This is a genomic window from Kitasatospora sp. NPDC057518, from assembly GCF_042802075.1.
Lineage (GTDB): Bacteria > Actinomycetota > Actinomycetes > Streptomycetales > Streptomycetaceae > Kitasatospora.
The window spans coordinates 1-21,785 of record NZ_JBHVEU010000059.1 but is presented as its reverse complement, the minus strand read 5'-3'; the positions used below and the strand labels follow the sequence as shown (position 1 = coordinate 21,785).

Annotated in this window: 21 protein-coding genes; 14 read left to right on the top strand and 7 right to left on the bottom strand. The window is 74.5% G+C overall.

What is annotated here, in order from left to right:
- Positions 1 to 78: 78 nt before the first annotated feature.
- The 4 genes from ACFU7Z_RS08965 to ACFU7Z_RS08950 are packed head-to-tail and all read right to left on the bottom strand — an operon-like array spanning position 79 to position 3,506.
- Positions 79 to 1,275 (bottom strand): ABC transporter permease, encoded by a 1,197-nt coding sequence (locus ACFU7Z_RS08965; protein WP_380777071.1) that lies wholly within the window; start codon positions 1,273 to 1,275, stop codon positions 79 to 81.
- Complete coding sequence (locus ACFU7Z_RS08960) at positions 1,272 to 1,982, bottom strand: ABC transporter ATP-binding protein (RefSeq protein ID WP_380777070.1); 711 nt, start codon at positions 1,980 to 1,982, stop codon at positions 1,272 to 1,274. Before ACFU7Z_RS08960 ends, ACFU7Z_RS08965 begins: the two co-directional genes overlap by 4 nt.
- Positions 1,979 to 3,070: an efflux RND transporter periplasmic adaptor subunit gene (locus ACFU7Z_RS08955; RefSeq protein ID WP_380777069.1), complete on the bottom strand. Its 1,092-nt coding sequence runs from the start codon at positions 3,068 to 3,070 to the stop codon at positions 1,979 to 1,981. The genes ACFU7Z_RS08960 and ACFU7Z_RS08955 overlap by 4 nt, the downstream gene beginning before the upstream one ends.
- A complete protein-coding gene (locus ACFU7Z_RS08950; RefSeq protein WP_380741683.1) occupies positions 3,060 to 3,506 on the bottom strand; it encodes a hypothetical protein in 447 nt (148 codons plus the stop codon). The genes ACFU7Z_RS08955 and ACFU7Z_RS08950 overlap by 11 nt, the downstream gene beginning before the upstream one ends.
- A 221-nt stretch (positions 3,507 to 3,727) precedes the next feature.
- Between ACFU7Z_RS08950 and ACFU7Z_RS08945 the strand changes: the two genes are divergently transcribed.
- On the top strand, positions 3,728 to 4,393 hold the full coding sequence (locus ACFU7Z_RS08945; protein WP_049650922.1) for a response regulator transcription factor: 666 nt from the start codon (positions 3,728 to 3,730) through the stop codon (positions 4,391 to 4,393).
- Positions 4,394 to 4,515: 122 nt separating this feature from the next.
- Complete coding sequence (locus tag ACFU7Z_RS08940) at positions 4,516 to 5,706, top strand: HAMP domain-containing sensor histidine kinase (RefSeq protein ID WP_117486476.1); 1,191 nt, start codon at positions 4,516 to 4,518, stop codon at positions 5,704 to 5,706.
- 58 nt (positions 5,707 to 5,764) lie between these two features.
- Here the strand turns inward: ACFU7Z_RS08940 and ACFU7Z_RS08935 are convergent, their stop codons facing one another.
- Positions 5,765 to 7,537 carry a DUF4157 domain-containing protein gene (locus ACFU7Z_RS08935; RefSeq protein ID WP_380777068.1) on the bottom strand — a complete coding sequence of 591 codons (1,773 nt, stop codon included), beginning with the start codon at positions 7,535 to 7,537 and terminating at the stop codon, positions 5,765 to 5,767.
- A 314-nt stretch (positions 7,538 to 7,851) separates the two neighbouring features.
- On the opposite strand from ACFU7Z_RS08935, the gene ACFU7Z_RS08930 reads away from it, so the two are divergent.
- The 4 genes from ACFU7Z_RS08930 to ACFU7Z_RS08915 all read left to right on the top strand — a co-directional run bounded on the left by ACFU7Z_RS08930 (position 7,852) and on the right by ACFU7Z_RS08915 (position 11,717).
- On the top strand, positions 7,852 to 8,259 hold the full coding sequence (locus ACFU7Z_RS08930) for an archease (RefSeq protein ID WP_234348327.1): 408 nt from the start codon (positions 7,852 to 7,854) through the stop codon (positions 8,257 to 8,259).
- 49 nt (positions 8,260 to 8,308) lie between these two features.
- Positions 8,309 to 9,736, top strand: coding sequence for an RtcB family protein (locus ACFU7Z_RS08925; RefSeq protein WP_380777067.1), 1,428 nt, complete (start codon positions 8,309 to 8,311; stop codon positions 9,734 to 9,736).
- 155 nt (positions 9,737 to 9,891) lie between these two features.
- Positions 9,892 to 10,887, top strand: coding sequence for an ABC transporter ATP-binding protein (locus ACFU7Z_RS08920; RefSeq protein ID WP_181970457.1), 996 nt, complete (start codon positions 9,892 to 9,894; stop codon positions 10,885 to 10,887).
- Positions 10,884 to 11,717 carry an ABC transporter permease subunit gene (locus ACFU7Z_RS08915; RefSeq protein ID WP_380741677.1) on the top strand — a complete coding sequence of 278 codons (834 nt, stop codon included), beginning with the start codon at positions 10,884 to 10,886 and terminating at the stop codon, positions 11,715 to 11,717. The genes ACFU7Z_RS08920 and ACFU7Z_RS08915 overlap by 4 nt, the downstream gene beginning before the upstream one ends.
- Before the next feature lie 54 nt (positions 11,718 to 11,771).
- Here ACFU7Z_RS08915 and ACFU7Z_RS08910 read toward each other — a convergent pair whose 3' ends face one another.
- Positions 11,772 to 12,683, bottom strand: coding sequence for a LysR family transcriptional regulator (locus ACFU7Z_RS08910; RefSeq protein ID WP_074003542.1), 912 nt, complete (start codon positions 12,681 to 12,683; stop codon positions 11,772 to 11,774).
- 238 nt (positions 12,684 to 12,921) lie between these two features.
- On the opposite strand from ACFU7Z_RS08910, the gene ACFU7Z_RS08905 reads away from it, so the two are divergent.
- Positions 12,922 to 13,602, top strand: coding sequence for a type 1 glutamine amidotransferase domain-containing protein (locus ACFU7Z_RS08905; RefSeq protein ID WP_380777066.1), 681 nt, complete (start codon positions 12,922 to 12,924; stop codon positions 13,600 to 13,602).
- Positions 13,603 to 13,770: 168 nt separating this feature from the next.
- Here the strand turns inward: ACFU7Z_RS08905 and ACFU7Z_RS08900 are convergent, their stop codons facing one another.
- The gene (locus ACFU7Z_RS08900) at positions 13,771 to 15,312 is read right to left on the bottom strand and encodes a carboxylesterase/lipase family protein (protein ID WP_380777065.1); all 1,542 of its coding nucleotides are present in this window, start codon (positions 15,310 to 15,312) and stop codon (positions 13,771 to 13,773) included.
- Positions 15,313 to 15,440: 128 nt separating this feature from the next.
- On the opposite strand from ACFU7Z_RS08900, the gene ACFU7Z_RS08895 reads away from it, so the two are divergent.
- From ACFU7Z_RS08895 to ACFU7Z_RS08865, 7 genes are all read left to right on the top strand, one after another.
- Positions 15,441 to 16,088, top strand: coding sequence for a TetR/AcrR family transcriptional regulator (locus ACFU7Z_RS08895; protein ID WP_380777064.1), 648 nt, complete (start codon positions 15,441 to 15,443; stop codon positions 16,086 to 16,088).
- A 92-nt stretch (positions 16,089 to 16,180) separates the two neighbouring features.
- Positions 16,181 to 17,263, top strand: a complete 1,083-nt coding sequence (locus tag ACFU7Z_RS08890; RefSeq protein ID WP_380777063.1) for a TIGR03617 family F420-dependent LLM class oxidoreductase — start codon at positions 16,181 to 16,183, stop codon at positions 17,261 to 17,263.
- 233 nt (positions 17,264 to 17,496) lie between these two features.
- Positions 17,497 to 17,991 (top strand): hypothetical protein, encoded by a 495-nt coding sequence (locus tag ACFU7Z_RS08885; protein WP_074003538.1) that lies wholly within the window; start codon positions 17,497 to 17,499, stop codon positions 17,989 to 17,991.
- Positions 17,988 to 19,853: a GMC family oxidoreductase gene (locus ACFU7Z_RS08880; protein WP_380777062.1), complete on the top strand. Its 1,866-nt coding sequence runs from the start codon at positions 17,988 to 17,990 to the stop codon at positions 19,851 to 19,853. The genes ACFU7Z_RS08885 and ACFU7Z_RS08880 overlap by 4 nt, the downstream gene beginning before the upstream one ends.
- A complete protein-coding gene (locus ACFU7Z_RS08875; RefSeq protein WP_049652491.1) occupies positions 19,850 to 20,692 on the top strand; it encodes a hypothetical protein in 843 nt (280 codons plus the stop codon). The genes ACFU7Z_RS08880 and ACFU7Z_RS08875 overlap by 4 nt, the downstream gene beginning before the upstream one ends.
- Complete coding sequence (locus ACFU7Z_RS08870) at positions 20,689 to 21,390, top strand: DUF402 domain-containing protein (protein ID WP_380777061.1); 702 nt, start codon at positions 20,689 to 20,691, stop codon at positions 21,388 to 21,390. Before ACFU7Z_RS08875 ends, ACFU7Z_RS08870 begins: the two co-directional genes overlap by 4 nt.
- 38 nt (positions 21,391 to 21,428) lie before the next feature.
- Positions 21,429 to 21,785: hypothetical protein (locus ACFU7Z_RS08865; RefSeq protein ID WP_380777060.1), on the top strand; the 357-nt coding region annotated here is incomplete at its 3' end.

Genomic DNA, 21,785 nt, shown 5'->3' with positions numbered 1-21,785 from the left:
GGGCCACCCGTGCCCTGGCCGGCAGGCCGTGGACCGGCGGGTGGGGCGCCCGGAGGGGTGCCCCACCCGTGCGGCCCGCTAGGCGGCGTGGAGGGCGAGGGTCGGGGAGAGGCGGGCGGCCCGGACGGCCGGGTAGAGGCCGGCGACCGTGCCGATGAGCAGGGTGGCGGCGAAGCCCCCGGTGACGGCCCACGGGGGGACCACCCAGGGCAGGCCGCCCGAGGCGGCGAAGGCGTAGGTGGCGGCCGCGCCCAGGGCCACGCCGGCCAGCCCGCCCAGTCCGGAGAGCAGGAGGGACTCCGTCACGAACTGGAGGCGGATCTGGCCCCTGGTGGCGCCCAGGGAGCGGCGCAGTCCGATCTCGTGGCGCCTCTCCAGCACCGAGATGATCATCGTGTTGGCGACCCCGACGCCGCCGACCAGGAGCGCCACCCCGCCCAGTCCGAGCAGGAGGTCGGTGAACGCGCCCTCGGTGGCGGCCTTGGCCTGGAGGGCCGAGGAGGGGTCGGTGACCTGCACGTTGTGCGGGTTCTGCGGATCGACGGTGCGGGGGATCAGCTCGCGGACCGCGCTGACCGTCCGGTCCGTCGACCGTTCGTAGATCTGGGTCGGGTGGCCGTCGAAGCCCAGCAGCGTGCCGGCGCCGTCCCAGCCGACCAGGGCGGCCCGCTCGATCTCGGGAGCCAGCGGCAGCGGGTCGAGGATGCCGATGACGGTGAAGTACCGGCCGCCGATGTGGACCTGCTGACCGGGGGCGGTGATGCCCAGGCGCTGGGCCGCGACGTGTCCGAGCACCGTCGACGGGTAGCGCCCGTTGGCCTCGTTGAGCCAGGTGCCCGAGCCGACCGCGCCGCGTACGACGTCCAGCAGTCCTTCGGTGGCGGCCTTCACGGTGATGCCGCCGGTCTCCTCGTCGGGGATCTTCTCGCTGCGCCGGACGGACTGCGCCAGGTCACCGGTCGCGCCGACCTGCTCGACCCCGGGGACGCGGCTCAGCATGCCGACCGACTCCTCGGGCAGCTTCACCTTCTCGCCGAACAGCCCCTGGCCGGGCGAGGCCACCAGCAGATTGGTGCCCAACCGGTCGAGCTGCCGCAGGAGTTGGGCCTTGCTGGAGGAGGAGATGCCGACCACCGCGATCATGGTGGCGATGCCGATGGCGATGCCCAGCGCGGACAGCACCACCCGCAGCGGCCGGGTGCGCAGGCCGGCCGAGCCGACGTGGAGGACGTCACGGGGGCCGAGCCGGGCCGGGGAGAGCCGTGTGCGGCTCATCGCTCCCCACCCCGATCGGCCGGGACGGCGGCGCCGGTGCGCAGGTCCGCCACGACGCGGCCGTCGCGGATCCGGACCTGGCGGGGCAGGCTGTCGGCGATCTCGCCGTCGTGGGTGATCACCGCGATGGTGGCACCGTCGGCGTTGAGGTCGTGCAGCAGCTCCATCACCGCTTCGCTCGAGGCGGAGTCCAGCGCGCCGGTCGGCTCGTCGGCCAGCAGCAGGTCCGGCTCGCCGACCATCGCCCGGGCGATCGCCACCCGCTGCCGCTGGCCCCCCGACAGCTCGTGCGGCCGGTGGTGCATGCGGTCCGCGAGCCCGACCCGCTCCAGGGCCAGGGCCGCGCGCCTGCGGCGCTGGGCGCGCGGCAGGCCCGAGTAGAGCAGGCCCTCGGCGACGTTGTCCCGGGCGCTGACCCCGGCCACCAGGTGGAAGGACTGGAAGACGAAGCCGATGTGCCGGGCGCGCAGGGCGGACAGCCGGCGGTCGGAGAGGGCGGCGACGTCGTGGCCCGCCAGGGTGACGGATCCGGCGCTGGGCCGGTCCAGGGTGCCGACGATGTGCAGCAGGGTGGACTTGCCCGACCCCGAAGGGCCGACGATGGCGAGCAGTTCGCCGCTTCCGATGCGCAGGTCCACCCCCTGCAGCGCCACCACCCCGCCCGGGTACTCCTTGGTAACCTGGTTCAACTCGACCACCGCGCTCATGACGTGGGCACCCCGACCTTCATTCCCTCGGCCAGGCCGGTCCCGCTGACCTCGACCCGGCCCTGTCCGAACATGCCGAGCTCGACCGGGACTTCGCGCACCTTCCCGTTCTCCACGACCTGGATGCCGAAGCCCCCGCCGGTCAGCGCGAGCAGGGCGTTGACCGGTACCGTCAGCACGTCCTCGCGGACCTCGCCCTCGAGCTCGACGGTGACCGGCGCCCGGTCGAAGCCCTCCGCCTGCCCCGGGTCGTCGAAGACCACCCGGGCGGTGATCTTGGCGGGCTTGTCCTGGGAGCCCTGCTCCTTGCCGTCCTCACCGATGGTGCGGTCGACGGAGGCGACCTTGCCCTTGGCCCTGCCGCCGCCGGGCAGAGCGACCTCGACCCGGGTACCGGGCTTGGCGAGGTCGGCCCGGGAGACGTCGATCCTGATCTGCACCTGCCGTTCGGAGCCGGTGGTGGTGAGGACCGGCTTGCCGGGAGCGGCCTGGTCGCCGACGGCCGCGTCGTTCTTCTTGATCCGCACCGGACCGGGCGAGAAGGCGATCTGCTCGGGGCCGATCTCGCCGGTCTGGGCCAGACCGTGGGCCTTCTGCCAGCGCTTGACCGCCTCCACGGTGCCGGGGGTGAACTCCTCGTCCGCGGCCAGCCCCTTGCCGTGGCCCAGGGCGCGGAGGTTCTCCTTCAGCTGTCTGACGTCCGGCCCCTTGTCGCCGGCCTTCAGCGTCCGGTACACGGGGCGCTCGCCGACCATGAGCCGGACCTTCCGGCCGTCGACCTCGTAGAGGACCCCGTCGCGTTCCACCACCGCGCCGGCCTCCGGGAGCCAGGTGAGGGTGCCCGTCACACCGGCGTTGAACCGGCGCTCCTCGGCGTACCCGAGGGTCCCGTCCACCTGGGTCCGGCTGCTCAGGTCCTGCCGTTCCACCGAGCCCGTGCTCGGTGGCAGCCCGTCCGTGCGGTCCGTGCCGGCGCTCGCGCCGCCGCCGGTCTGCGACAGGGCCGTGACCCCGCCCACCAGCGAGACCGAGGTGACCAGCGCGGCGATCAGGTACGTTCGGCGGCTCCGCCCGCGCTCACTCCGCATTCTGACCACTGCACGCCTTGTTCGCCTTGTCGAACCTGTCCTTGTCGGGGCCCTCCGGGACCTTCATCGCCTGTCCCGACATCGCCGAGTCGCCGTCGAACTTCGGGTCCGGCATGTCCACACCGTTACCGCGCATGCACTGGGCGAACTTGAGCGCCCTGTCCTTGTCGGCCTGGGACATCTTCGCGCCGCCCGCGCCACCGGCTCCACCGCAGGCCTTGAGGGCTTCCGCCATCTTGTCCTGGCCGCCCTCGAGGACCAGGCCCCGCGGGTCCTGGCCCGGCTCCGGCTCCTTCACCTGGGCGCCGTGTTCGCGCAGGCACTTACGGTGCTCGTAGGCCTGGTCCGCCGCCGCGCCCCTGCCCGACGAGTCCGAGCCGCCGCCCCCGCCGGCGCCCGTGGCGCCTCCGCCACAGGCAGCGGTGAACAGCGCCATCCCCGCCACCAGCACGGCCGCCGCGCCGTACCTGTGGTTCCGCATGTGGTTCCGCATGGAAAATTCCTCCGAGTCCGATTGCGAGTGGCCGGCCACCGTGTCCGATACGTCTCCGATACCGGGTGACCGACGACGCAGAGGCTGGCACGCACCCGCGTTTCGCCGCTGTCAGCCGAGACCTTTACGGCGACGAAAGGTGGCTTTCAGGTACACCTGATGTCATGCGTGTACTGATCGTGGAGGACGAGGAATTCCTGGCGGACATGATCGCCGAGGGATTGCGGCGCGACGCCCTGGCCGTCGACGTCGTGTACAACGGCGCCGACGCGCTGGAACGGCTGCGCCTCACCGACTACGACGTGCTCGTACTCGACCGCGACCTGCCCGGAGCGCACGGCGACGAGGTGTGCCGGAGCGTCGTCGAGCAGCGGCTGCTGACCCGGGTGCTGATGCTCACCGCCGCCGGCACCGTCCGCGACCGCGTCGACGGCCTGGACCTGGGCGCGGACGACTACCTCACCAAGCCGTTCGCCTACGAGGAACTGCTGGCCCGGGTCCTGGCCCTCGGCCGCCGCACCCACCCCGCCCTTCCGCCGGTCATCGAACGTGCCGGCATCACCCTCGACACCGCCCGCCGCCAGGCCTTCCGGGAGGGCCGCTACCTCGCCCTGTCCCGCAAGGAGTTCGGCGTCCTGGAGGTGCTGATGCAGGCCGAGGGCGCCGTGGTCAGCGGTGAGGACCTGATCGACCAGGTGTGGGAGCGGAACATGGGATACCGCACCAACGCGGTCCGGGTCGCCCTCAGCAAGCTCCGCGCCAAGCTCGGCGAGCCCTCGGTCATCGACACCGTGCCCGGCCACGGCTACCGCATCGGCGTCCCGGCGTGAGGCGCTCCGCCCCGGTCGGCCCGAACCGCCTTCCGCTGCTTCCGCTGCCGGGCAGAGCGCGCCCGCGGCGGCCCGGCAGAGCACGCCCGCGGCTGCCGGGCGGGGAGCGGGGCCGGCTGACCATGCTCTACGGCGGGCTGCTCGTCCTCGCCGGGGCCATGCTCATCGTCCTGGTCAACTTCCTGGTCCGGGAGGGGCTGTACACCTCGATCAGCACGGCCGTCGCCGTCGAACCGCGACTGGCCACACTGGCGACCCCGGACCCGGCCGCGGCGGCGAAGACCCTCACGGTGGGAACCGCCGCACCCGCGAACGCCCCACCCGGGAGCGCCCCCGCCGGAACCGACCCCGCCGACGGCGGACAGTCCCACTTCCAGGCCGTCAAGGTCGTCACCCAGGCCGCCGAGCAGGCCGCCCAGAACCAGTTGCTGACCGTCTCCCTGATCGCTCTGGCCGCCTTCGCCGTCATCTCGATGGCACTGGCCTGGTGGATGTCGGGACGGGTGCTGCGCCCGGTGGCGGTGATCACCAACACGGCGCGGCGGCTCTCGGGTGAGAACCTGCACGAGCGGATCGCCCTCGACGCACCCCCGGGCGAACTCAAACAGCTCGCCGACACCTTCGACGACATGCTCGACCGCATGGAGCAACTGGTCGGTGCGCAGCAGCGGTTCGCGGCCAACGCCGCACACGAACTGCGGACCCCGCTCGCGGTGCAGCGGGCCGCGGCCGAGATCGGGCTGGCCACCGGGGACCCGGCCGCCGTCGCCCGGGTCCGCCGCAAACTGATCGAGGTCTCAGAGAGCAGCGAACGGCTCATCGAGGGCCTGCTGTTGCTGTCCGTCTCCGACCAGAGGCTGGACCACCGCGAACCGGTCGCACTGGACCAGCTGGCCCGCGCGGTGGCCGCCGAGTGCGCCGCCCCGGAGGAAGCCCGGGCGAACGGCGTCACCGTCCGGACCGACACCGCCCCCGTGTCCGTCGACGGTGATCCGGTGCTGCTGGCACACCTGGTACGCAACCTGGTCGGCAACGCCCTGCGCTACAACCACGACGGCGGCCGGGTCGACGTCGACGTGCGCGACGGCGTCCTGGAGGTCGCCAACACCGGCCCCCAGGTGCCGCCGGAGACGGTCCCCTACCTCTTCGAGCCCTTCCGCCGCCTCCAGGAGCGTCGGCACAGCCCGCGTGAGGGCGCGGGCCTCGGCCTGTCCATCGTCGCCTCCATCGCGCGCGCCCACCACGCCACCGTCACCGCCGACCCCGGCAGCACGGGCGGACTGCGCGTCCGGGTCGAGTTCCCCACGGCCTGACCCGGCGGCCAGGGGCACCCGCAGGGCACGCGATCGGCCTCGCCCACCGCGCCAGCGCCTACTGGGCGCTGGGTTCCCGGGTCGCCGTGCGGTAGAAGTTCAGCGAGACCGGTCCCTTCGTGCTGGTCGCCTCCGGGCTCTTGCCCGTCATCTTCCGCTTCTCGGCAGCGTGGTACCGGAGGTCCTCGACGCTGTCCGCCGGCGGGACCGGATTGTCGGCCTCGAAGAGCTGGGAATGTCCCGAGTCGGCCACGACGAAGGTGTCCCCATGCATGTTGGCCTGGCTCTCGCCCGCGTCGCCGAAGTTCGCCGCCACCAGGATGTGGACGCCTTCGTACGGTTCGTTCCAGAGGCTCTCCGCGGCGTTGTCCGAGCATATTTGGAGACGGACCTGAACGCCCTTCACCGTGGTCTCGAAGTTCTCCTGCCCGATGGCGAAGAAGCCTTGCTCCATCTCCTCCTGTGAACGGTCCGGAGCTCCTCCCCAGTCCGGCGCCTCGAAACGCTTCGTGTAGGTCTTCGGATCCTGGCCGCCCTGGAAGACACGCGCGTAGTTGTCGAACACGGTCACGTTGCCCGACCCGTCGGGGTCAGGTCCTTGCTCCCAGATCTCCTCCAGCTCCGCTACCGAGTCCTTGGCGTATCCGTTGTCGGCACCCATGTTCTCCTTGAGCCGCTTCCGGCCCTCCTGCTGTTCGGCGCGCGCCTGGTCCGATTCGTGCGCGTCGAGGGAACGGCGGCGGCCGATGGTTCCCGGCACCACCAGGTAGTTGCTGGGCAGGATCGCCAGGCGGTCGGCGAGCCACTCGTCCACGCCGGCCGCCTGGTCCCCGCTCAGGAAGTGGGTGCCCTGGCCGCTGAAGTAGTACTCCGGCGCGGTGAAGATGTACACCTGCTCCGGGTCGTACCGCTTGCTCCATTCGAGGAACGCGGTGTCCAGCGCCTCGCCCAGGAGCTTCTTCTTCTTATCCAGCTCGACGGCCGACCACTGCGCACCCGCTTTCATCACCTTGTCCGTGGGGGCCTGGACGCTGGCGATGTGGACACCGGTCCTGTCCGCGCCGATCTCCGTGTCGTGAGGATCGAACGTCTCGCGCGCCCACGGCTCGGTGCTCCCGAGGCGCCCGCCGGCGGCCTCCGCGAGGTTCGCCGCGACCTCGCGGTCCTCCTCCGCCGTCGCGCGCTGCACCGCTACGTCGGTACGGGTGCCGACGGCGGCTCCGCCCTCGGTCCGCGCCGGCGGAAGCACCGACCGCCGCATGACGCGAACGGCGTTGGCCTCGGCCTCGCGTTCGAAGCGGTCGGAGGGGTCGGAGACCTTCAGCCCGGTGCCGTCGTCCGTTCCGGCGACGGGGCCCTGGCGCTGCTGGATGACGTGGGTGAGTTCGTGGGCGAGGGTGTGCTTGTCGCCTCCGCCCTCGCCGATGACGACGTGGTGGCCGGAGGTGTAGGCGCGGGCGCCCACGTCCACTGCCGAGGCCCGCGCGGCCGCGTCCGTGTGGATGCGGACGTCCGAGAAGTCCGCGCCGAGCCGGCCTTCCATCTCGGCGCGCGTGCCGTGGTCGAGCGGACGCCCCGGGGAGCGCAGCACGTCCTGGACGGTGGAGCGCTGAACGGCGTGCTCGGCCTGCCCGTGGTCGAATTCGCCGCCCTGCCTGGGCTCTTCCTGAGCCCCTGGCCGTCCGGTCCGGCGGAGCATCCGGACGACCGCCGCGTTGCCGACGCTGCGCTGGAGGGCCAGGAGAGGCGGCGCGCCCCCGATCGCGGGCTTGCTCGCCGGTGGACGGCTGCGCTCGGCCTCATCGGTCTTCGCGCTGTGCTGGGCGTGCATGGTCTCCCTCTCGCACGGCAGGCGGTCACCCTCCTGACTAACAGACGGGCAGGGGCTCCACCAGAGGCGCGAAGGCAGTCCGGGCTGCCTGATCGGGCATGACGCGCTGCCCGTCGCGCAGGCACGGCCACCGTTCGGCCGTACGCCATCGCCCTGCGCGAGGGCCTGCTGCGGCACCCGGCCGCCGGATCGGCCGCATTTGCCCCCGGGTGGGCCGCGGGACGAGGCTGGAGGGGAGAGGGAAACGGGTGCGGGAGGCGTCGCTCGTGGACGGAGACGAGCCTGCCGGCCGGTCCGCCGGCGGGCACCGGAGTGTGCCGCACACGGCCGACCTGCGGGTCGAGGCCTGGGCGCCGACGGCGGAGGGCTGTATCGGCGAGCTGGTGCACGGCGTCGTCGGCAGCTTCGCCGACCTGGCCGGCGCGCGGATCGTCGGTGAGCGCGGCTGCACGGTCCTCGCGGTGAGCGATCCGGACCTGCTGGCGGGCGTCCTGGAGGAGGTCGTCTACCGGATGGACGTCGACGGCGAGCTGCCGGTGGCGGTGGCGGTCGGTCCGATCGAGGGCCTGGACGGCGCCCGTCGGGTGGCGGTCCGGTTCCGGATGGCCGACGCCGCCACGGCCGCCCTGGTCGGCGCCGTGCCGAAGGCCGTCTCACTGCACGACCTGGACCTGAGCGCCGGGCCGGACGGCTGGACCTGCCAGGCCACGGTGGACGTCTGAGCCCGGTCCCGGCGCGGTGGGCCGGAGCCGCGGGAGCGGGGTGAGCGAGGTGGAGATCGCACTGACCGAGGCCGGCCGGTACCGCTGGCGGATCGAGCCGCGCCCGCCGATGCGGGTGCCCGGGGTGGTGTTCGCGAGCGCCGCGCTGCTGCCGCAGGCCGCCGGGGACAAGGCGCTGGAGCAGGTGGCGAACGTGGCGACGCTGCCCGGGATCGTCCGCGCCTCCTACGCGATGCCGGACGTGCACTGGGGCTACGGCTTCCCGATCGGCGGGGTCGCCGCGACCGACGTCGAGCGGGGCGGGGTGGTCTCGCCGGGCGGGGTGGGCTTCGACATCTCCTGCGGGGTCCGGCTGCTGGCGGCCGGGGTCAACCGGGACGAACTCGACCCGGAGCGGATCGGCCGCCTGATGGACCTGCTGGACCGCACCGTCCCGCGCGGCCTGGGCCGGGGCGGCCTGTGGCGGCTCGGCGGACCGGAGGAACTGGACGAGCTGCTGATCGGCGGCGCCCGCTACGCCGTCGAGCACGGCCACGGCGTGCCGCGCGACCTGGAACGCTGCGAGGACCGTGGCGTGCTGGCCGGCGCGGCTCCCGGGGAGGTGAGCACCCGGGCCGTCGAGCGCGGGCTGCAGCAGGTCGGCAGCCTCGGCTCGGCCAACCACTTCCTGGAGGTGCAGGCCGTCGACCGGGTGCACGACCCGCGGACCGCCGCCGCCTTCGGACTGCGGCCGGGCCAGGTCTGCGTCATGATCCACTGCGGCTCGCGCGGCCTCGGCCACCAGATCTGCACCGACCACGTCCGCGCCATGGACCGCGAACTGCACCGCTACCGGATCGAGCTCCCGGAGCGCCAGCTCGCCTGCACCCCGGTCGACTCCCCGCGCGGCCGCGCCTACCTGGGCGCCATGACCGCGGCCGCCAACTACGGCCGGGCCAACCGGCAGTTGCTCGCCGAGGCGGCCCGCCGCGCCTTCGCCACGGTGCTCGGGGTCGGGCTGGAGCTGGTCTACGACGTCTCGCACAACCTCGCCAAGCTGGAGACCCACGAGGTGGACGGCGAGCTCCGGACGCTGTGCGTGCACCGCAAGGGCGCCACCCGGGCGCTGCCGCCGGGCGACCCCGACCTGCCCGCCGACCTGGTGGAGGCCGGGCAGCCGGTGCTGGTGCCGGGCACCATGGGCACCGCCTCGTACGTCATGGTCGGACTGCCCGGCAACGAGGCCTTCCGCTCCGCCTGCCACGGCGCCGGGCGGGTGCTGAGCCGCCACCAGGCGCTGCGCACCGTGCGCGGCGAGCGGTTGAAGAGCGAGCTGGAGGCGCGGGGGATCGCGGTGCGGCCGGCCTCCTGGCGGGCGCTGGCCGAGGAGACCCCCGAGGCGTACAAGGACGTCGACGCGGTGGCCGCCGTGACCGAGGCCGCGGGGCTCGCCCGGCAGGTCGCCCGGCTGGTGCCGCTGGGGGTGTGCAAGGGGTGAGACACCCTCCGTTTCGGCCGCGTCCCTCGACTCGCCCGGCCGGGCGCGCTTGGATGTCGGACGCGTCCGTCACCGGGGCGCGTCCGGCGACAGGTCGCATCCCGTCGCTGGAGCCCGTCCGGCACCGTCGGGCGCGTCCCTCACAGGAGGTGGTCATGCCGGGAAGCCCGGATCCAGCCGTCGACCGCCGGGGCACCGGAGGCGGTCCGGTGATCGAACTGCGGGCGCTCACCAAGCGCTACGGCAGTACGGTCGGCATCGAACAGCTGGACGTGTCGGTCGAGGCCGGCGAGGTGTTCGGCCTGCTCGGCCCCAACGGCGCCGGCAAGACCACCACGCTGCGCTGCCTGGTCGGCCTGCTCGGCCCCAGCGACGGGCAGGTGCGGGTGCTCGGCCTGGACCCGGTGGCCGACCACGGCCGGCTCGCCCCCTCGATCGGCTACCTGCCCGGCGAACTGCGGCTCTACCCCGAGCTCACCGGGCAGCAGACCCTCGACCTGCTCGCCGCCCTCCAGGGCGCCCCGGTCCCGCGCCAGCGCGAGCTGTGCGAGCGGTTGAAGCTCTCCCGGGCCGACCTGGCCCGGCCGGTGGGGCAGTACTCGCGCGGCATGAAGCAGAAGCTCGGACTCGTCCAGTCGCTCCAGCACCGGCCGCCGGTGGTGGTGCTGGACGAGCCGAGCGAGGGGCTCGACCCGCTCGTCCAGGAGACCTTCTACGAACTGCTCGCCGAGGAGGCCGCGGCCGGACGGACCGTCCTGCTCTCCAGCCACGTGCTGCCCGAGGTGCAGCGGACCTGCGGCCGGGTCGCCATCGTCCGCCACGGCCGGCTGGTCACCGTCCGCTCGGTGGCCGAGCTGCGCCAGGCCCGGGCCCGCCGGGTCCGGCTGCTCCTCGACGACGGGCGGGGCGCCCGGCCGCTGGGCGCCGCCGAGCGGTGGTCGCCGCGCTGGGACGGCCCGCGGGTGGAGCTGCTGGTGCCGCCGGACGAGGTGGTCGCGGCGGTGCGCAGCCTGCTCGCCGAACTGCCGGTCGCCGACCTGACGGTGGAGGAGGCGGGCCTGGACGAGGCCTTCCTCGACCTCTACCGGTCCGTCGGGGCCGAGGAGCCTTCGACCGGCGGCAGCCGGCCGGAGCGGGAGGAGCGGCCGTGAACCCGGGCACCGTCAACCGCCGCCTCCCGCTGGTCTGGCTCGCCCTGCACCGGCGGCGCCGGATGCTGCTCTCCCTGCTGTTCGGCATGGTCGTCTTCGAGGCCCTGATCGTGGTGATCGCCGGGACCATCCCGCCCGGCGACCTGTTCGGCGGCGGCCGCACCCCGCCCGGCGCGTTCAAGGCCTTCAGCGGTTCCAACGGCGACGTCTCCATCGCCAGTTACCCCGGCCTGCTCGGCGCCGGGCTCACCCACCCGTTCTGGATCGCCCTCCAGCTGACCGTGATCGGCTCGCTCGGCGCCGCCGCCGTCGCGGCCGACGTCGAGTCCGGCACCATCGAGCTGCTGATGACCCGCCCGGTCTCCCGCCGCCGGCTGCTCGCCGAGCGGACCGGCGCCCTGGTCGCCGCCTCGGTGCTGCTCAACGCCGCCGCCACGCTGACCCTCGCGCTCGGGGTGGCCGCCTCCGCGCCGCTGCGCGAGGCCGTCCCGGAGGGCGCGGTGTTCACCGCCGGACTGCTCGGCTGCGCCCTCGCGTTCTGCCTGACCGGACCGGTGCTGGCGGTCTCAGCGGTCAGCCGGCGGCGGGCCCATGTGGTCGGCGCGGCCGTCGCCTTCGGCGCGGTCGGCTTCGCGCTCAACTTCGTCGCGCTGGCCTGGTCCCCGGCCCGGCCGTTGCGCTACCTCAGCCCGTTCCACTACTACGCGCCGGGCGACGTGCTCGGCCACGGCGGGGTGCCGTGGGCGGCGTTCGGCGTGCTGCTCGGGGTGGGGCTGCTCGGGCTGGTGGCGGCCTTCCGGCTGCTGGAACGGCGGGACCTGGCGGTCTGATCCCGGGGCGCGGTGTGGGGCTGGTGGGCGGCCGGTCGGCGGGGGTGCGGCCGGTCAGCCCCAGGTGCGGGCCGCGGCCAGCAGGTGTTCGCGGACCAGGGCCACGTGCGGGTTGGCCGAGCCGGCCGGGCGGCGCACCAGGTAGGCGGTGTTGATCGGCGGATCGGCCGGCTCGTGCAGCAACCGCAGGGCCCCGGAGGCGAGTTCGGCCCGGCACAGGTAGCCGGGCAGCACGCTCCAGCCCGCGCCCGCGGTCACCGCCGAGAGCAGCGCCCGCAGGTCCGGCACGGTGACCGCGGCCCGGGCGTGCAGCCGCCGGTCGAAGACGTGCCGCCAGTAGCGGCGGGCGATCGGCAGGTCCTCGGCGTAGCTGAGCAGCGGTGCCTCGGCCAGCGCGTCGGGCAGCTCCCGGCCGGCCAGCCGCTCGGCCCAGACCGGGGCCGCGACCAGAACGAACTCCTCGTCGGCGAGCGGTTCGGCGAGCAGCGTCCGGCCGCGCGGACGCCGGGTGGCGACCACCAGGTCGTGCTGCCCGGCGCGCAGTTCCGCCAGCAGCGGGTCGGTGAGCCCGCCGGTCACCCGCAGCTGGACGCCCTGCGCGACCAGCGGGGCCAGCTCGGCCAGCAGGACGGTGCCGAGGAACTCGGCCGGCCCGGCCAGGTGCACCGGCTCCGGCGCGCCGCCACCGCGCCCGTCGGCGAGGCCCGCGAGCCGGTCCAGGGGCCCGGCCAGGCGGGCGGCGAGGTCGTCGGCGTACGGCAGCGGGCTGACCCCGCGGGCCCGGCGTTCGAACAGCTCCCGGCCGAGCCGCTGCTCCAGTGCCCGGATCTGCGCGGTCACCGTGGACTGGGAGAGGCCCAGCAGGTGCGCGGCCGCGGTGAAGGAGCCCGCCCGGTGCACGGCGAGGAAGGTCCGCAGCTGGTTGAGGTCCAGCGGGCCGGAGCCGGTGGCCGGGCGATCGCTCATGCCCGTGAGCGTACGGGATTCCGATGGCTCGGCGGTGGGCCCGATGGTGGCCCCGATGGTGGGTTCGGCGCTGAGCTCGGCGACCGGATCGACGGTCCGGGTGAGGTATCGGAATTCCGATGCCTCGTATCGCGTGGCCCATTGGTTCCCGCGGGCCGGGCGCGTCTAGCGTCGACCGCGTGAGCGCCGCGGCGGACCGTCGTGGCGGAGACCGCGGCACCCCCGGAGGCACACCCCCATGGCCGACATCCTGTTCGTCCTGACCGGTTCGAAGGTCTGGACCCTGAACGACGGCACCGAGCACCCGACCGGCTTCTGGGCGGAGGAGGCGGTCGTCCCGTACCGGGCCTTCGCCGAGGCCGGCCACCGGGTCGCCGTCGCCACCCCCGGCGGTGTCGTCCCGGTCGCGGACCGGGCCAGTCTGACCGACCCGGCGATGGCCGAGGAACTGGCGGGGATCGTCGAGTTCCGGCAGCCGCTGGTGCTGGCCGAGGTCGACCCGGCCGACTACGACGCCGTGTTCTACCCCGGCGGCCACGGTCCGATGGAGGACCTGGCGGTCGACGCCGACTCCGGCCGGCTGCTCACCCGGGTGCTCGCCTCCGGGCGCCCGCTCGGAGTGGTCTGCCACGGCCCGGCCGCGCTGCTCGCCGCGCGGACCGAGGACGGCGGCTCGCCCTTCGCCGGGTACCGGGTGACCGGCTTCACCAACGCCGAGGAGACCCAGGCCGGCCTGGCGGACCGCGCGCCGTGGCTGCTCCAGGACCGGCTGGTCGGGCTCGGCGTGGACTTCGAGGAGGGCGAGCCCTGGGCGCCGCACGCGGTGGTCGACCGCAACCTGGTGACCGGTCAGAACCCGGCCTCCTCGGCCCTGGTGGCGACCGGGCTGCTGCGGCTGCTGAAGGACGCGGGGAAGTAGGGGAAGTAGGGGAAGTAGCAGCGGAACGGCCGGTCCGTGCGGTCGCCCGTGCACGGGAGCTGCCTGAACGGGTGAGGAGCCCACGGCGGGTACGGCGCGGGCATGCGCCCGCGCCGTACGGCCGTCCACGGCACCCGCCCTCGGACTCCCCGTCCGGCCGGGCCCCCGTCAGCGCAGGTCGTAGGCGGTGAGGGGGTGCCCCGCCCAGATCCGGCGGGCGGCCTGTTCCGGGTAGCGGACGGTCTCCGAGCGGGCGTCCAGGACGCGGGTGAGCTGCTCGTCCGGATCGAAGGCGGGCCACCCCGGGTCGCCGGTGGTGGCGAACCGGACCCAGGCCCGGCGCAGCTCCGCCGACACCCGGACGGCCTCCGGCGGGGGCGGGTCGCCGAGCGACTGCCGCGCCGTCGGGCTGTCCAGGCTGCCGAACGCGAGCGGTACGTCCAGGCCGTGGCAGGCGCCGAGGACGCCGCCGAGGGCGGGGGCGGGCAGGGCGAGCTCGAAGAGGTACGAGGTGCCGCCGGCGGCCGCGTTGGCCTCGGCCAGCCGGAGGGACGGCACCCGGAACAGGGCGTCGGAGCCGACGGCTTCGAGGAGTTCGGAGGGCGTCGCGCCGGGGAGGGCGGACCGGTAGGCGTCCGGGCCGCCCGGCGTCGGCGCGAACGCCTTCAGCATGCGCTGCGCCTCCTCCTCGGTGAAGCCGCCGTGTCGGCCGCTGAGGACGCTGAACAGCCGGAACTCGTCCCGGGTGTGACCGACCAGCAGGTCCACGCCGGCGGTCAGCGCCGACCACGGGGAGCCCGGCAGGATCTCGCCGTCGACCACCGGGACGGTGGCGATGCCGCTCCGTGCCAGTCGGCCCCAGCGTGCGACGTGGTCCGGCAGCGCGGCATTCAGCTCGGTGACCGCCGAGGCCAGGCGCCAGGGGTGCACCTCGGCCAGCGCGGCGGCGGTGGGGACGGTGCCGAGCAGTTTCGCGAGCTCGGCGGTGACCTCGGCGGCCAGCGCGGGGGTGCAGTGGTTGCCCGGCACCGAGTGGGCGACGGCCCGCCGGAACAGGCCGCGGGCCGGGTCCATCGCCAGCAGGGCGGCGACCGAGCCGGCGCCCGCGGACTGCCCGGCGACGGTCACCCGGGCCGGGTCCCCGCCGAACCGGGCGATGTTGCGCCGCACCCAGTGCAGGGCGGCGATCTGGTCCAGGAAGGCCCGGTTGGCCGGGGCGCCCTCCAGCAGGGCGAAGCCCTCGGCGCCCACGCGGTAGTTGACGGCCACCACGACCAGCCCGGCGGAGGCCAGGGCGGTCGGGTCGTACAGCGGGTCGCCGGCGGTGCCGGACATGAATCCGCCGCCGTGGATCCAGACCAGGACCGGCAGCCCGGCCGCGCCCGGATCGGGCGTGCAGACATCGAGCGTCAGCCAGTCGGTGTCCTCGGACGACTCGCCGGACCCGGCGGGCATCGGCCCGGACTGGGGGACGACGGGGCCGAAGGCGACGGCCTCGCGGACGCCGTCCCACGGCTCGGGGGCGGCGGGGGCGGCGAAGCGGAGGGCTCCGACGGGCGGCTGGGCGTAGCGGATGCCGCGGAAGACGGCGAGTTCCCGGCCGCCTCGCTGCTCGTGGTGCTGCTCCGAGTGCTGTTCCGGCTCGCGCCGCGGCTCCCAGCGGCCGCGGACGAGTCCTTCGGTGGTGCGGATGACGGGCTGCTCCGACATGTGGACGCTCCTCCCTCGGAAGGCTTCCCACGTTATAGGTCAGCTGTATTATGTCAAGCGTATGGAAAAGATCCCGCAGGGTCCGCGGCTTCCGCGGCCCGCGGGGAGAATCCGAGGAGCCGCCGCCGATGCCCAAGCAGGTCGACCACCGGGAACGCCGCGAGACGATCGCCCGCGCGCTGTGGCGGGTCGTGGAGCGGCGCGGCGCCACGCACCTGACGATGCGCGAGGTCGCCCAGGAGGCGGGCATCTCGCTCGGGCAGCTCCAGCACTACTTCGGCTCCCGGGCGCAGATGCTCACCTTCGCGATGGACTTCGCCGGCGAGCAGAGCGGGCTGCGGGTCGGCCGGGCACTGGCGGAGCTCGGCGAACGGCCGCACCCGCGCGACGTGCTGCGGGCGATGCTGGTCGAGCTGCTGCCCCTGCACGCCGACGCGCGGGCGACCAGCCGGATGAGCGCCGCCTACGTGCTGGAGGCGCTGCACGACGAGGAGGTCCACGCGCGGGCGCGCGGCGGACTGCTCCAGGGGCGGGCGATGGTCGAGCGGATCGTCCGGCAGGCGATCGCCGACGGGCAGCTCGCGGCCGACCGCGACCCGGTGGTGGAGACGGACCTGCTGCTCGCGCTCACCGGGTTCACCACGCTGCTGGAGCTGGACGTGGTCGAGCCCGCCGCCGTGCTCACGGCCGTCGACCGGCACCTGGACCGGCTGTTCGCGGCGCCGGGTGGTGCGGATGGTGCGGGCGGTGCGGGCGGTGCCGTCGGCGGTCGGTGAGGGGGCGGCGGTCGGTCCGGGGCCCGGGGGCCCGGGGCGGGGCGTGGCAGGCTACCCGGGTAGCACCGCCGCCCGCGACCAGGAGCACCGCCATGGACCGACCCGCCGCCCTCCGACCCGCCGCCCTGCGCCTCGACGCCACCGCCTCCGGACACCCGGCGGGCATCCTGGACGCCGCCGAGCGGGCCGAACGCCGGGGCATGGACCGGCTGGTGGTCGCCGAGACCGCGTACGACCCGTTCCTCCAGCTCGCCCGGGCGGCCGACCGGACCGAGTCGATCGAGCTGGCCACCGGCATCGCGGTGGCCTTCGCGCGGACCCCGATGACGCTCGCCTACCAGGCCTGGGGGCTGCACGCGGCCTCCGGCGGACGGGCCGTCATCGGGCTGGGCTCGCAGGTCAAGCCGCACATCGAGAAGCGCTTCGGGATGCCCTGGGACCGCCCGGCCGCCCGGATGCGCGAGTACGTGCACGCGGTGCGGGCGATCTGGCACAGCTGGCAGACCGGCGAACGGCTGCGCTTCCGGGGCGAGTTCTACACCCACACGGTGATGACGCCGGTGTTCTCGCCGGATCCGGTCCCGTCCGGGGTGCCGCGCATCCTGTTGGCGGGCGTCGGGCCGCTGATGACCCGGACCGCCGGGGCGGTGGCCGACGGCTTCCTGAGCCACCCGTTCTCCTCCACCGCCTACCTGGCCGAGCAGGTGCTGCCGGGCCTGACCGAGGAACGGGCCCGGGCCGAGGCGGAGGGCGCCGCGTGGACGGGGCGGCCGTTCGAGATCGTCGGCAACGTGCTCACCGCCACCGGCCGCACCGAGGAGGAGCTGGCGGCCAACCGGGCCGCCACCCGCGAGCGGCTCGCGTTCTACGCCTCCACGCCGGCCTACCGCCGGGTGCTGGCGCAGCACGGCTGGGAGGGGCTCCAGGAGGAGCTGCACACCCACTCGGTTCGCGGGCGCTGGGCGGAGATGGCCGCGCTGATCGACGACGAGGTGTTCGACGCCTTCGCGGTCTGCGGTCCGGTCGAGGAGGTCGCGGGGGAGATCCACCGCCGCTACGCGGGGCTGGTCACCCGGCTGTCCGTCAGCCTCCCCGAGGACGCCGACCCGGAGCTGGGCCTGGACGTCCTGGCGGCGGTGCGGGCGCTGGGCCGACCGGAAGCGGACGCCGGATGATCGGGATGGACGGCCGACCGGGCACAGGGTGATGAAGTCCGGGCAGATTCGTGCAACGCGTTTCCGGTGGTGAGGGCGGGCGGCAGGATCGCGGTGGCAGGCAGGGCCGTCCCCGTGAGGACCGGCGGCCCCGGACCTGCCGCGTTGTGCGGGGCCTGTCGTGCCGTACGGACCGTTGCGCCGTACGGCCTGTCATGCCTCGGCCACCCGTTGCCGATCGTGGGGGTGCACGCGTGTCCGTGTCCGACAACCGTCCGGCCGACTACGACCTGGCGGAGCGCTGGGACCCGGGAGCGAAGGCGTACGTCGACGCCCTGGCCGACCCGGACGAGTTCCTCCGCGTCTGCGCCGAGCTGACCGGCTTCGACGTGCCCGAACTGCGCTCCACCGGCATGGCGGACGAGCACCACCGCACCACGCTGGCCCACCGGGTCCGCGACGAGCACGCCCTGGTCCACCTCTGGTACGTCGGCGCCTGGCCCGGCGAGGCGCCCTCCTCCGCCCGCGCCCACGACCAGGGGCTGGTCTGGCGGACCTTCCACGCCGTCCCGCCCGGCGCCGCCGCCCCCGGGCACGGCAGCTGGGCCGGCGCGCCCCGGGGCGCCGAGGTTCCGGGCCCCGAGGTCCGGGGAGGGGCGGAGATCCTGGGCGGGGCCGCGACGTCGGGAGGCACCGCATCGCGGGGCACCGGGGCAGTGGCACCGGAGAACGGTGGTGAGGGCCGGTGACCGCCCGTTGGGACGCCGTCGTGGTCGGCGCGGGCTTCGCCGGGACACTGGTCGCCCACCGCCTGGGCGCACAGGGCTGGCGGGTCCTCGTCCTGGAGGCCGGACGGGCCGCGCCCACCGGCGCCGAGGCCGCCACCGCCCACCGTGCGGCCGGCGGCGGACCGCCCACCTCGCCCTACCCGCACAGCCCCGAGGCGCCGTCACCCGACGTCACCGACCTCACCGGGAACCCGGACGGCGGCTTCACCGCCACCGGCCACCTCCGCCAGTACGGGCCGCTGCCCTACGCCAGCGGCTACCTGCGCGCCAACGGCGGCACCGGGCTGCTCTGGACCGGACTCACCCCGCGCATGCACCCCGAGGACTTCCGCACCGGCGACCTCGGCCACGGCCGCAACTGGCCAATCGGCTACCACGACCTGGAACCCCACTACCGCGAGGCCGAACGGGAACTCGGCGTCGCCGCCGACGCCGAGGAGCAGCGCCGTGCCGTCGGACTGCCCATCCCGGACGGCTACGACTTCCCGATGCGGGCCATCCCGGCCAGCTACCTCGACCGGCAGCTGGCCCGGGCCCTCGACGGCCGGACCGTCCGCGACCCCGCCGTGCCCGGCCCCGCCCGGCTCGCCGTCACCGCCACCCCGCACGCCCGCAACGGCGTGCCGACCAGGCCCGGCTCCGCGGACGGGCCGCTCTGCGCGGGCAGTTCCAGCTGTGTCCCGGCCTGCCCGAGCGGGGCCAAGTACACCCCGATGCGTACCCAGGCCCGCTGGGCGGCCGGGGTCGAACTGCGAACGGAGGCCGTCGTCAGCCGGGTGCTGGCCGACCCGGAGACCGGGCGGGCCCGGGAAGTCGAGTACCTCGCCGGCGGCACGACCCACCGGGTGACGGCGGACCTGGTCGTCCTCGCCGCGCACGCGATCGAGAACGCCCGGCTGCTGCTCCTCTCCGGTCTGGCCGACCGCAGCGACCAGGTCGGCCGGAACCTGATGGACCACCCGGCCCTGCTCACCTGGGGGCTGATGCCCCGACCGGTCGGCCCCTACCGGGGGCCCGGCTCCACCAGCGGCCTGGAGGCGTTCCGCTTCGGGCCCGGGCGGGACCGCCGGGCGCCGTTCCGGATCGAGATCGGCAACTGGGGCTGGTCCTGGGCGGGCGGCGCGCCGGAGGCCGAGGCGGCGTCGCTGCTCGCGGCGGGCCTCCGGGGCAAGGAGCTCCGGGAGCGGCTCGGCGACCGGCTGGGCCGTCAGTTCTCGCTCCAGTTCGAGCTGGAGCAGCCCGCCGACCCGGCCAACCGGGTCACCCTCGACCGGGACCGGCGCGACCCGCTCGGCCTGCCGAGCCCGGCCATCCGCTACGACGTCTCCGAGTACGTCCGCGAGGGCATGGCCTCGGCCCGGGCCGTCTCCGACCAGCTGTTCGCGCTGCTCGGCGCCGAGGACCACACCGCCTACCCGGCGGCCGAATGGCCGGGACGGCTCGAACACCGGGGAACCGTCCACGGCTACCGGGGCGCCGGCCACGCCGGTGGCACCCACATCATGGGCGACTCGCCCGCCAACTCGGTGGTCGACCATTGGCAGCGGTGCTGGGAGCACCCCAACCTGTACGCCGTCGGCTGCGGGTCGATGCCCTCCCTCGGCACCTCCAACCCCTCGCTCACCATGGCCGCCCTCGCGCTGCGCAGCGCCGAGCGGATGCACCGCGACCTGCTGGAGCTGCACCGCCCGGCGGCCGTGGCGCCCCCGGCCGCCAGCCGTGTCCCCGTAGCGCCCGTGTTCTCACCCGCGTTGTCCCCGTCGTCGTCCCCTTCGCCGTCCTCCTCGTCCTCCTCGTCCCCCTCGTCCTCGGAGCCCTCATGACCGGCCTGCCGCTGCCGCCCGTACCGGAGCCGTACCACCTGCCCTTCCACTACGGTGCGTTGCACAACGTCGGTGTCGACTACCTGGTCGACCGTGCGCGGGCGAGTGAACTGCTCGCCAAGCGCCACCCCGGGCTGAGCGTCGCCGCCTTCGACGGCGGGGCCTGCGTCTCGCTCAACTTCCAGCTCTACTTCGCCCAGTATCCGAACGGCGGCGGCATCACCCAGGAGCTGGAGATCAACCTGATCGCCCACCCGGTCTTCGCCGAGGAGCGGATGCCGGTGGTCAACTACGGCCAGTACGCCCGGGGTTACGACCAGACCAAGCTGCTCGGCATCGCGAGGCTGCACGTGCTCTGCGACAACCCGCTCGCCATCGACGCCGGGCGCCGGCTGTACGCCGAGCCCAAGCACCCGGGCTGGTTCGAGACCACCCTGCCCTCCCTCAACGCGCCCGACGTGCGCGAACGCTGGTCGGTCTCCTGCCGTCGGGCCGCCCTCGGGCCGGACGGGCTGAGCCGCCACGACGAGGAACTCCTCGCCCTGGACGTGAACCTGGTCGGCCTCACCCCCGAGTCCGTCAACAACACCCCGATCACCGGCTACGGCACCGACGACGAGGGCAAGCTGCTGGCCGGACCGCTCAACGTCTACCAGCCCTACCGCTACTACGCGCTGGACGACCGCACCGCCGACCGCGTCCGGCTCGACCTCGGCAACCCCGCCGAGGAGTCCGCCCGCGACCTCGCTCACCTGATCGCCGACGCCCCGGCGGCCGGGGTCTGGACCTACCAGTCCCCGCCGGTCGCCGCCCACAACCGCGCCTACTACGTCCGGTGACGGCCCCGGGCTCGGCTTGCCTCTTCGCCCCGAGCGGCACCGCCGTACGGCGGGACGTCGCCCACGGCCGGGTCTGGTCGGCCATGCCCTACACCGTGCTCGCGGACGACGGTGACGTCCTGACCCTCACCGCCCGCCCGGGTACGGAGAGCCTGGCCCCGGCCAGCTGGACCGTCGCCGCGCACGCCGGAGACGACGCCCTGCGCCTGGACTGCGTCCACGACCTCGCCTCCGGCCGGTGGGAACTCGCCCACTGGACCTGGCGCGACACCGTGGTGCTCAGCCGCTTCACCGCCGGAGTGCCGTTCAGCGTGCACCGCTTCCTGACACCCGACGGCCGGCCGCTGCGCTGGTACGTCAACTTCGAGCGCCCGTACCGCCGGACGGCCATCGGCATCGACACCCTCGACCTCTTCCTGGACCTCGTGATCACCCCCGATCTGTCGTCGTACAGCTGGAAGGACGAGGACGAGTACGCCCAGGCCCGGCGCCTCGGCGTCGTTGACGAGGCCACCCACCGACAGCTGGACCGGGCCCGGGAGCTCGCCCTCGCCCAGCTCCGGGACCGCACCGGCCCGTTCGCCCCCGACCCGGACGCCTGGACGCTGCCGCCGGAGGGACCGCTGCCCACTCTCCCGGCCACCGCCCTCAGCACCCCCGCCGGCAAGTGGGATGAGGGCGGATCGGCGGACGGTTAGGGTCGCGCCCCTGCACGAAGGACGGCGAGGGGGCAGACGTGACGGCCGCGACGGACACGACGGACACGACGGACGACATGGAGGCGCTCAAGCACCTGCACGACGGCGGCGACTACCGGCGGCTCGCCGAACGGACCTCGAATCCCGACGTCCTGCGCCGACTGGCGATCGGCGAGTACCCGTTCGTCTGGCACGCGATCGCCGACAACCCGGCCGCCTCCACCGACCTGCTGGCGGTGTTGGCCGGGCGCCGGCAGCAGGTGTGGAACAACAATCGCCTCCTTCGCTTGGTCGCGGCCCACCCCGCCCTCACGGGCGAGGCGTCGGACGGCCTGGTCGATCTCGTCGGGGACCGCCTGCGGGAGGGCGACCGCCCGTACGCGGCCGTCCTGGAG

Excerpts from the sequence above, each read along its gene's own strand:
- ACFU7Z_RS08955 (WP_380777069.1), bottom strand. The coding sequence starts at position 3,070 with ATGCGGAGTGAGCGCGGGCGGAGCCGCCGAACGTACCTGATCGCCGCG.
- ACFU7Z_RS08895 (WP_380777064.1), top strand. The coding sequence starts at position 15,441 with ATGCCCAAGCAGGTCGACCACCGGGAACGCCGCGAGACGATCGCCCGC.
- ACFU7Z_RS08960 (WP_380777070.1), bottom strand. The coding sequence starts at position 1,982 with ATGAGCGCGGTGGTCGAGTTGAACCAGGTTACCAAGGAGTACCCGGGC.
- ACFU7Z_RS08945 (WP_049650922.1), top strand. The coding sequence starts at position 3,728 with ATGCGTGTACTGATCGTGGAGGACGAGGAATTCCTGGCGGACATGATC.
- ACFU7Z_RS08965 (WP_380777071.1), bottom strand. The coding sequence starts at position 1,275 with ATGAGCCGCACACGGCTCTCCCCGGCCCGGCTCGGCCCCCGTGACGTC.
- ACFU7Z_RS08905 (WP_380777066.1), top strand. The coding sequence starts at position 12,922 with ATGGCCGACATCCTGTTCGTCCTGACCGGTTCGAAGGTCTGGACCCTG.
- ACFU7Z_RS08910 (WP_074003542.1), bottom strand. The coding sequence starts at position 12,683 with ATGAGCGATCGCCCGGCCACCGGCTCCGGCCCGCTGGACCTCAACCAG.
- ACFU7Z_RS08950 (WP_380741683.1), bottom strand. The coding sequence starts at position 3,506 with ATGGCGCTGTTCACCGCTGCCTGTGGCGGAGGCGCCACGGGCGCCGGC.
- ACFU7Z_RS08875 (WP_049652491.1), top strand. The coding sequence starts at position 19,850 with ATGACCGGCCTGCCGCTGCCGCCCGTACCGGAGCCGTACCACCTGCCC.
- ACFU7Z_RS08935 (WP_380777068.1), bottom strand. The coding sequence starts at position 7,537 with ATGCACGCCCAGCACAGCGCGAAGACCGATGAGGCCGAGCGCAGCCGT.
- ACFU7Z_RS08920 (WP_181970457.1), top strand. The coding sequence starts at position 9,892 with ATGCCGGGAAGCCCGGATCCAGCCGTCGACCGCCGGGGCACCGGAGGC.
- ACFU7Z_RS08940 (WP_117486476.1), top strand. The coding sequence starts at position 4,516 with ATGCTCTACGGCGGGCTGCTCGTCCTCGCCGGGGCCATGCTCATCGTC.
- ACFU7Z_RS08890 (WP_380777063.1), top strand. The coding sequence starts at position 16,181 with ATGGACCGACCCGCCGCCCTCCGACCCGCCGCCCTGCGCCTCGACGCC.
- ACFU7Z_RS08900 (WP_380777065.1), bottom strand. The coding sequence starts at position 15,312 with ATGTCGGAGCAGCCCGTCATCCGCACCACCGAAGGACTCGTCCGCGGC.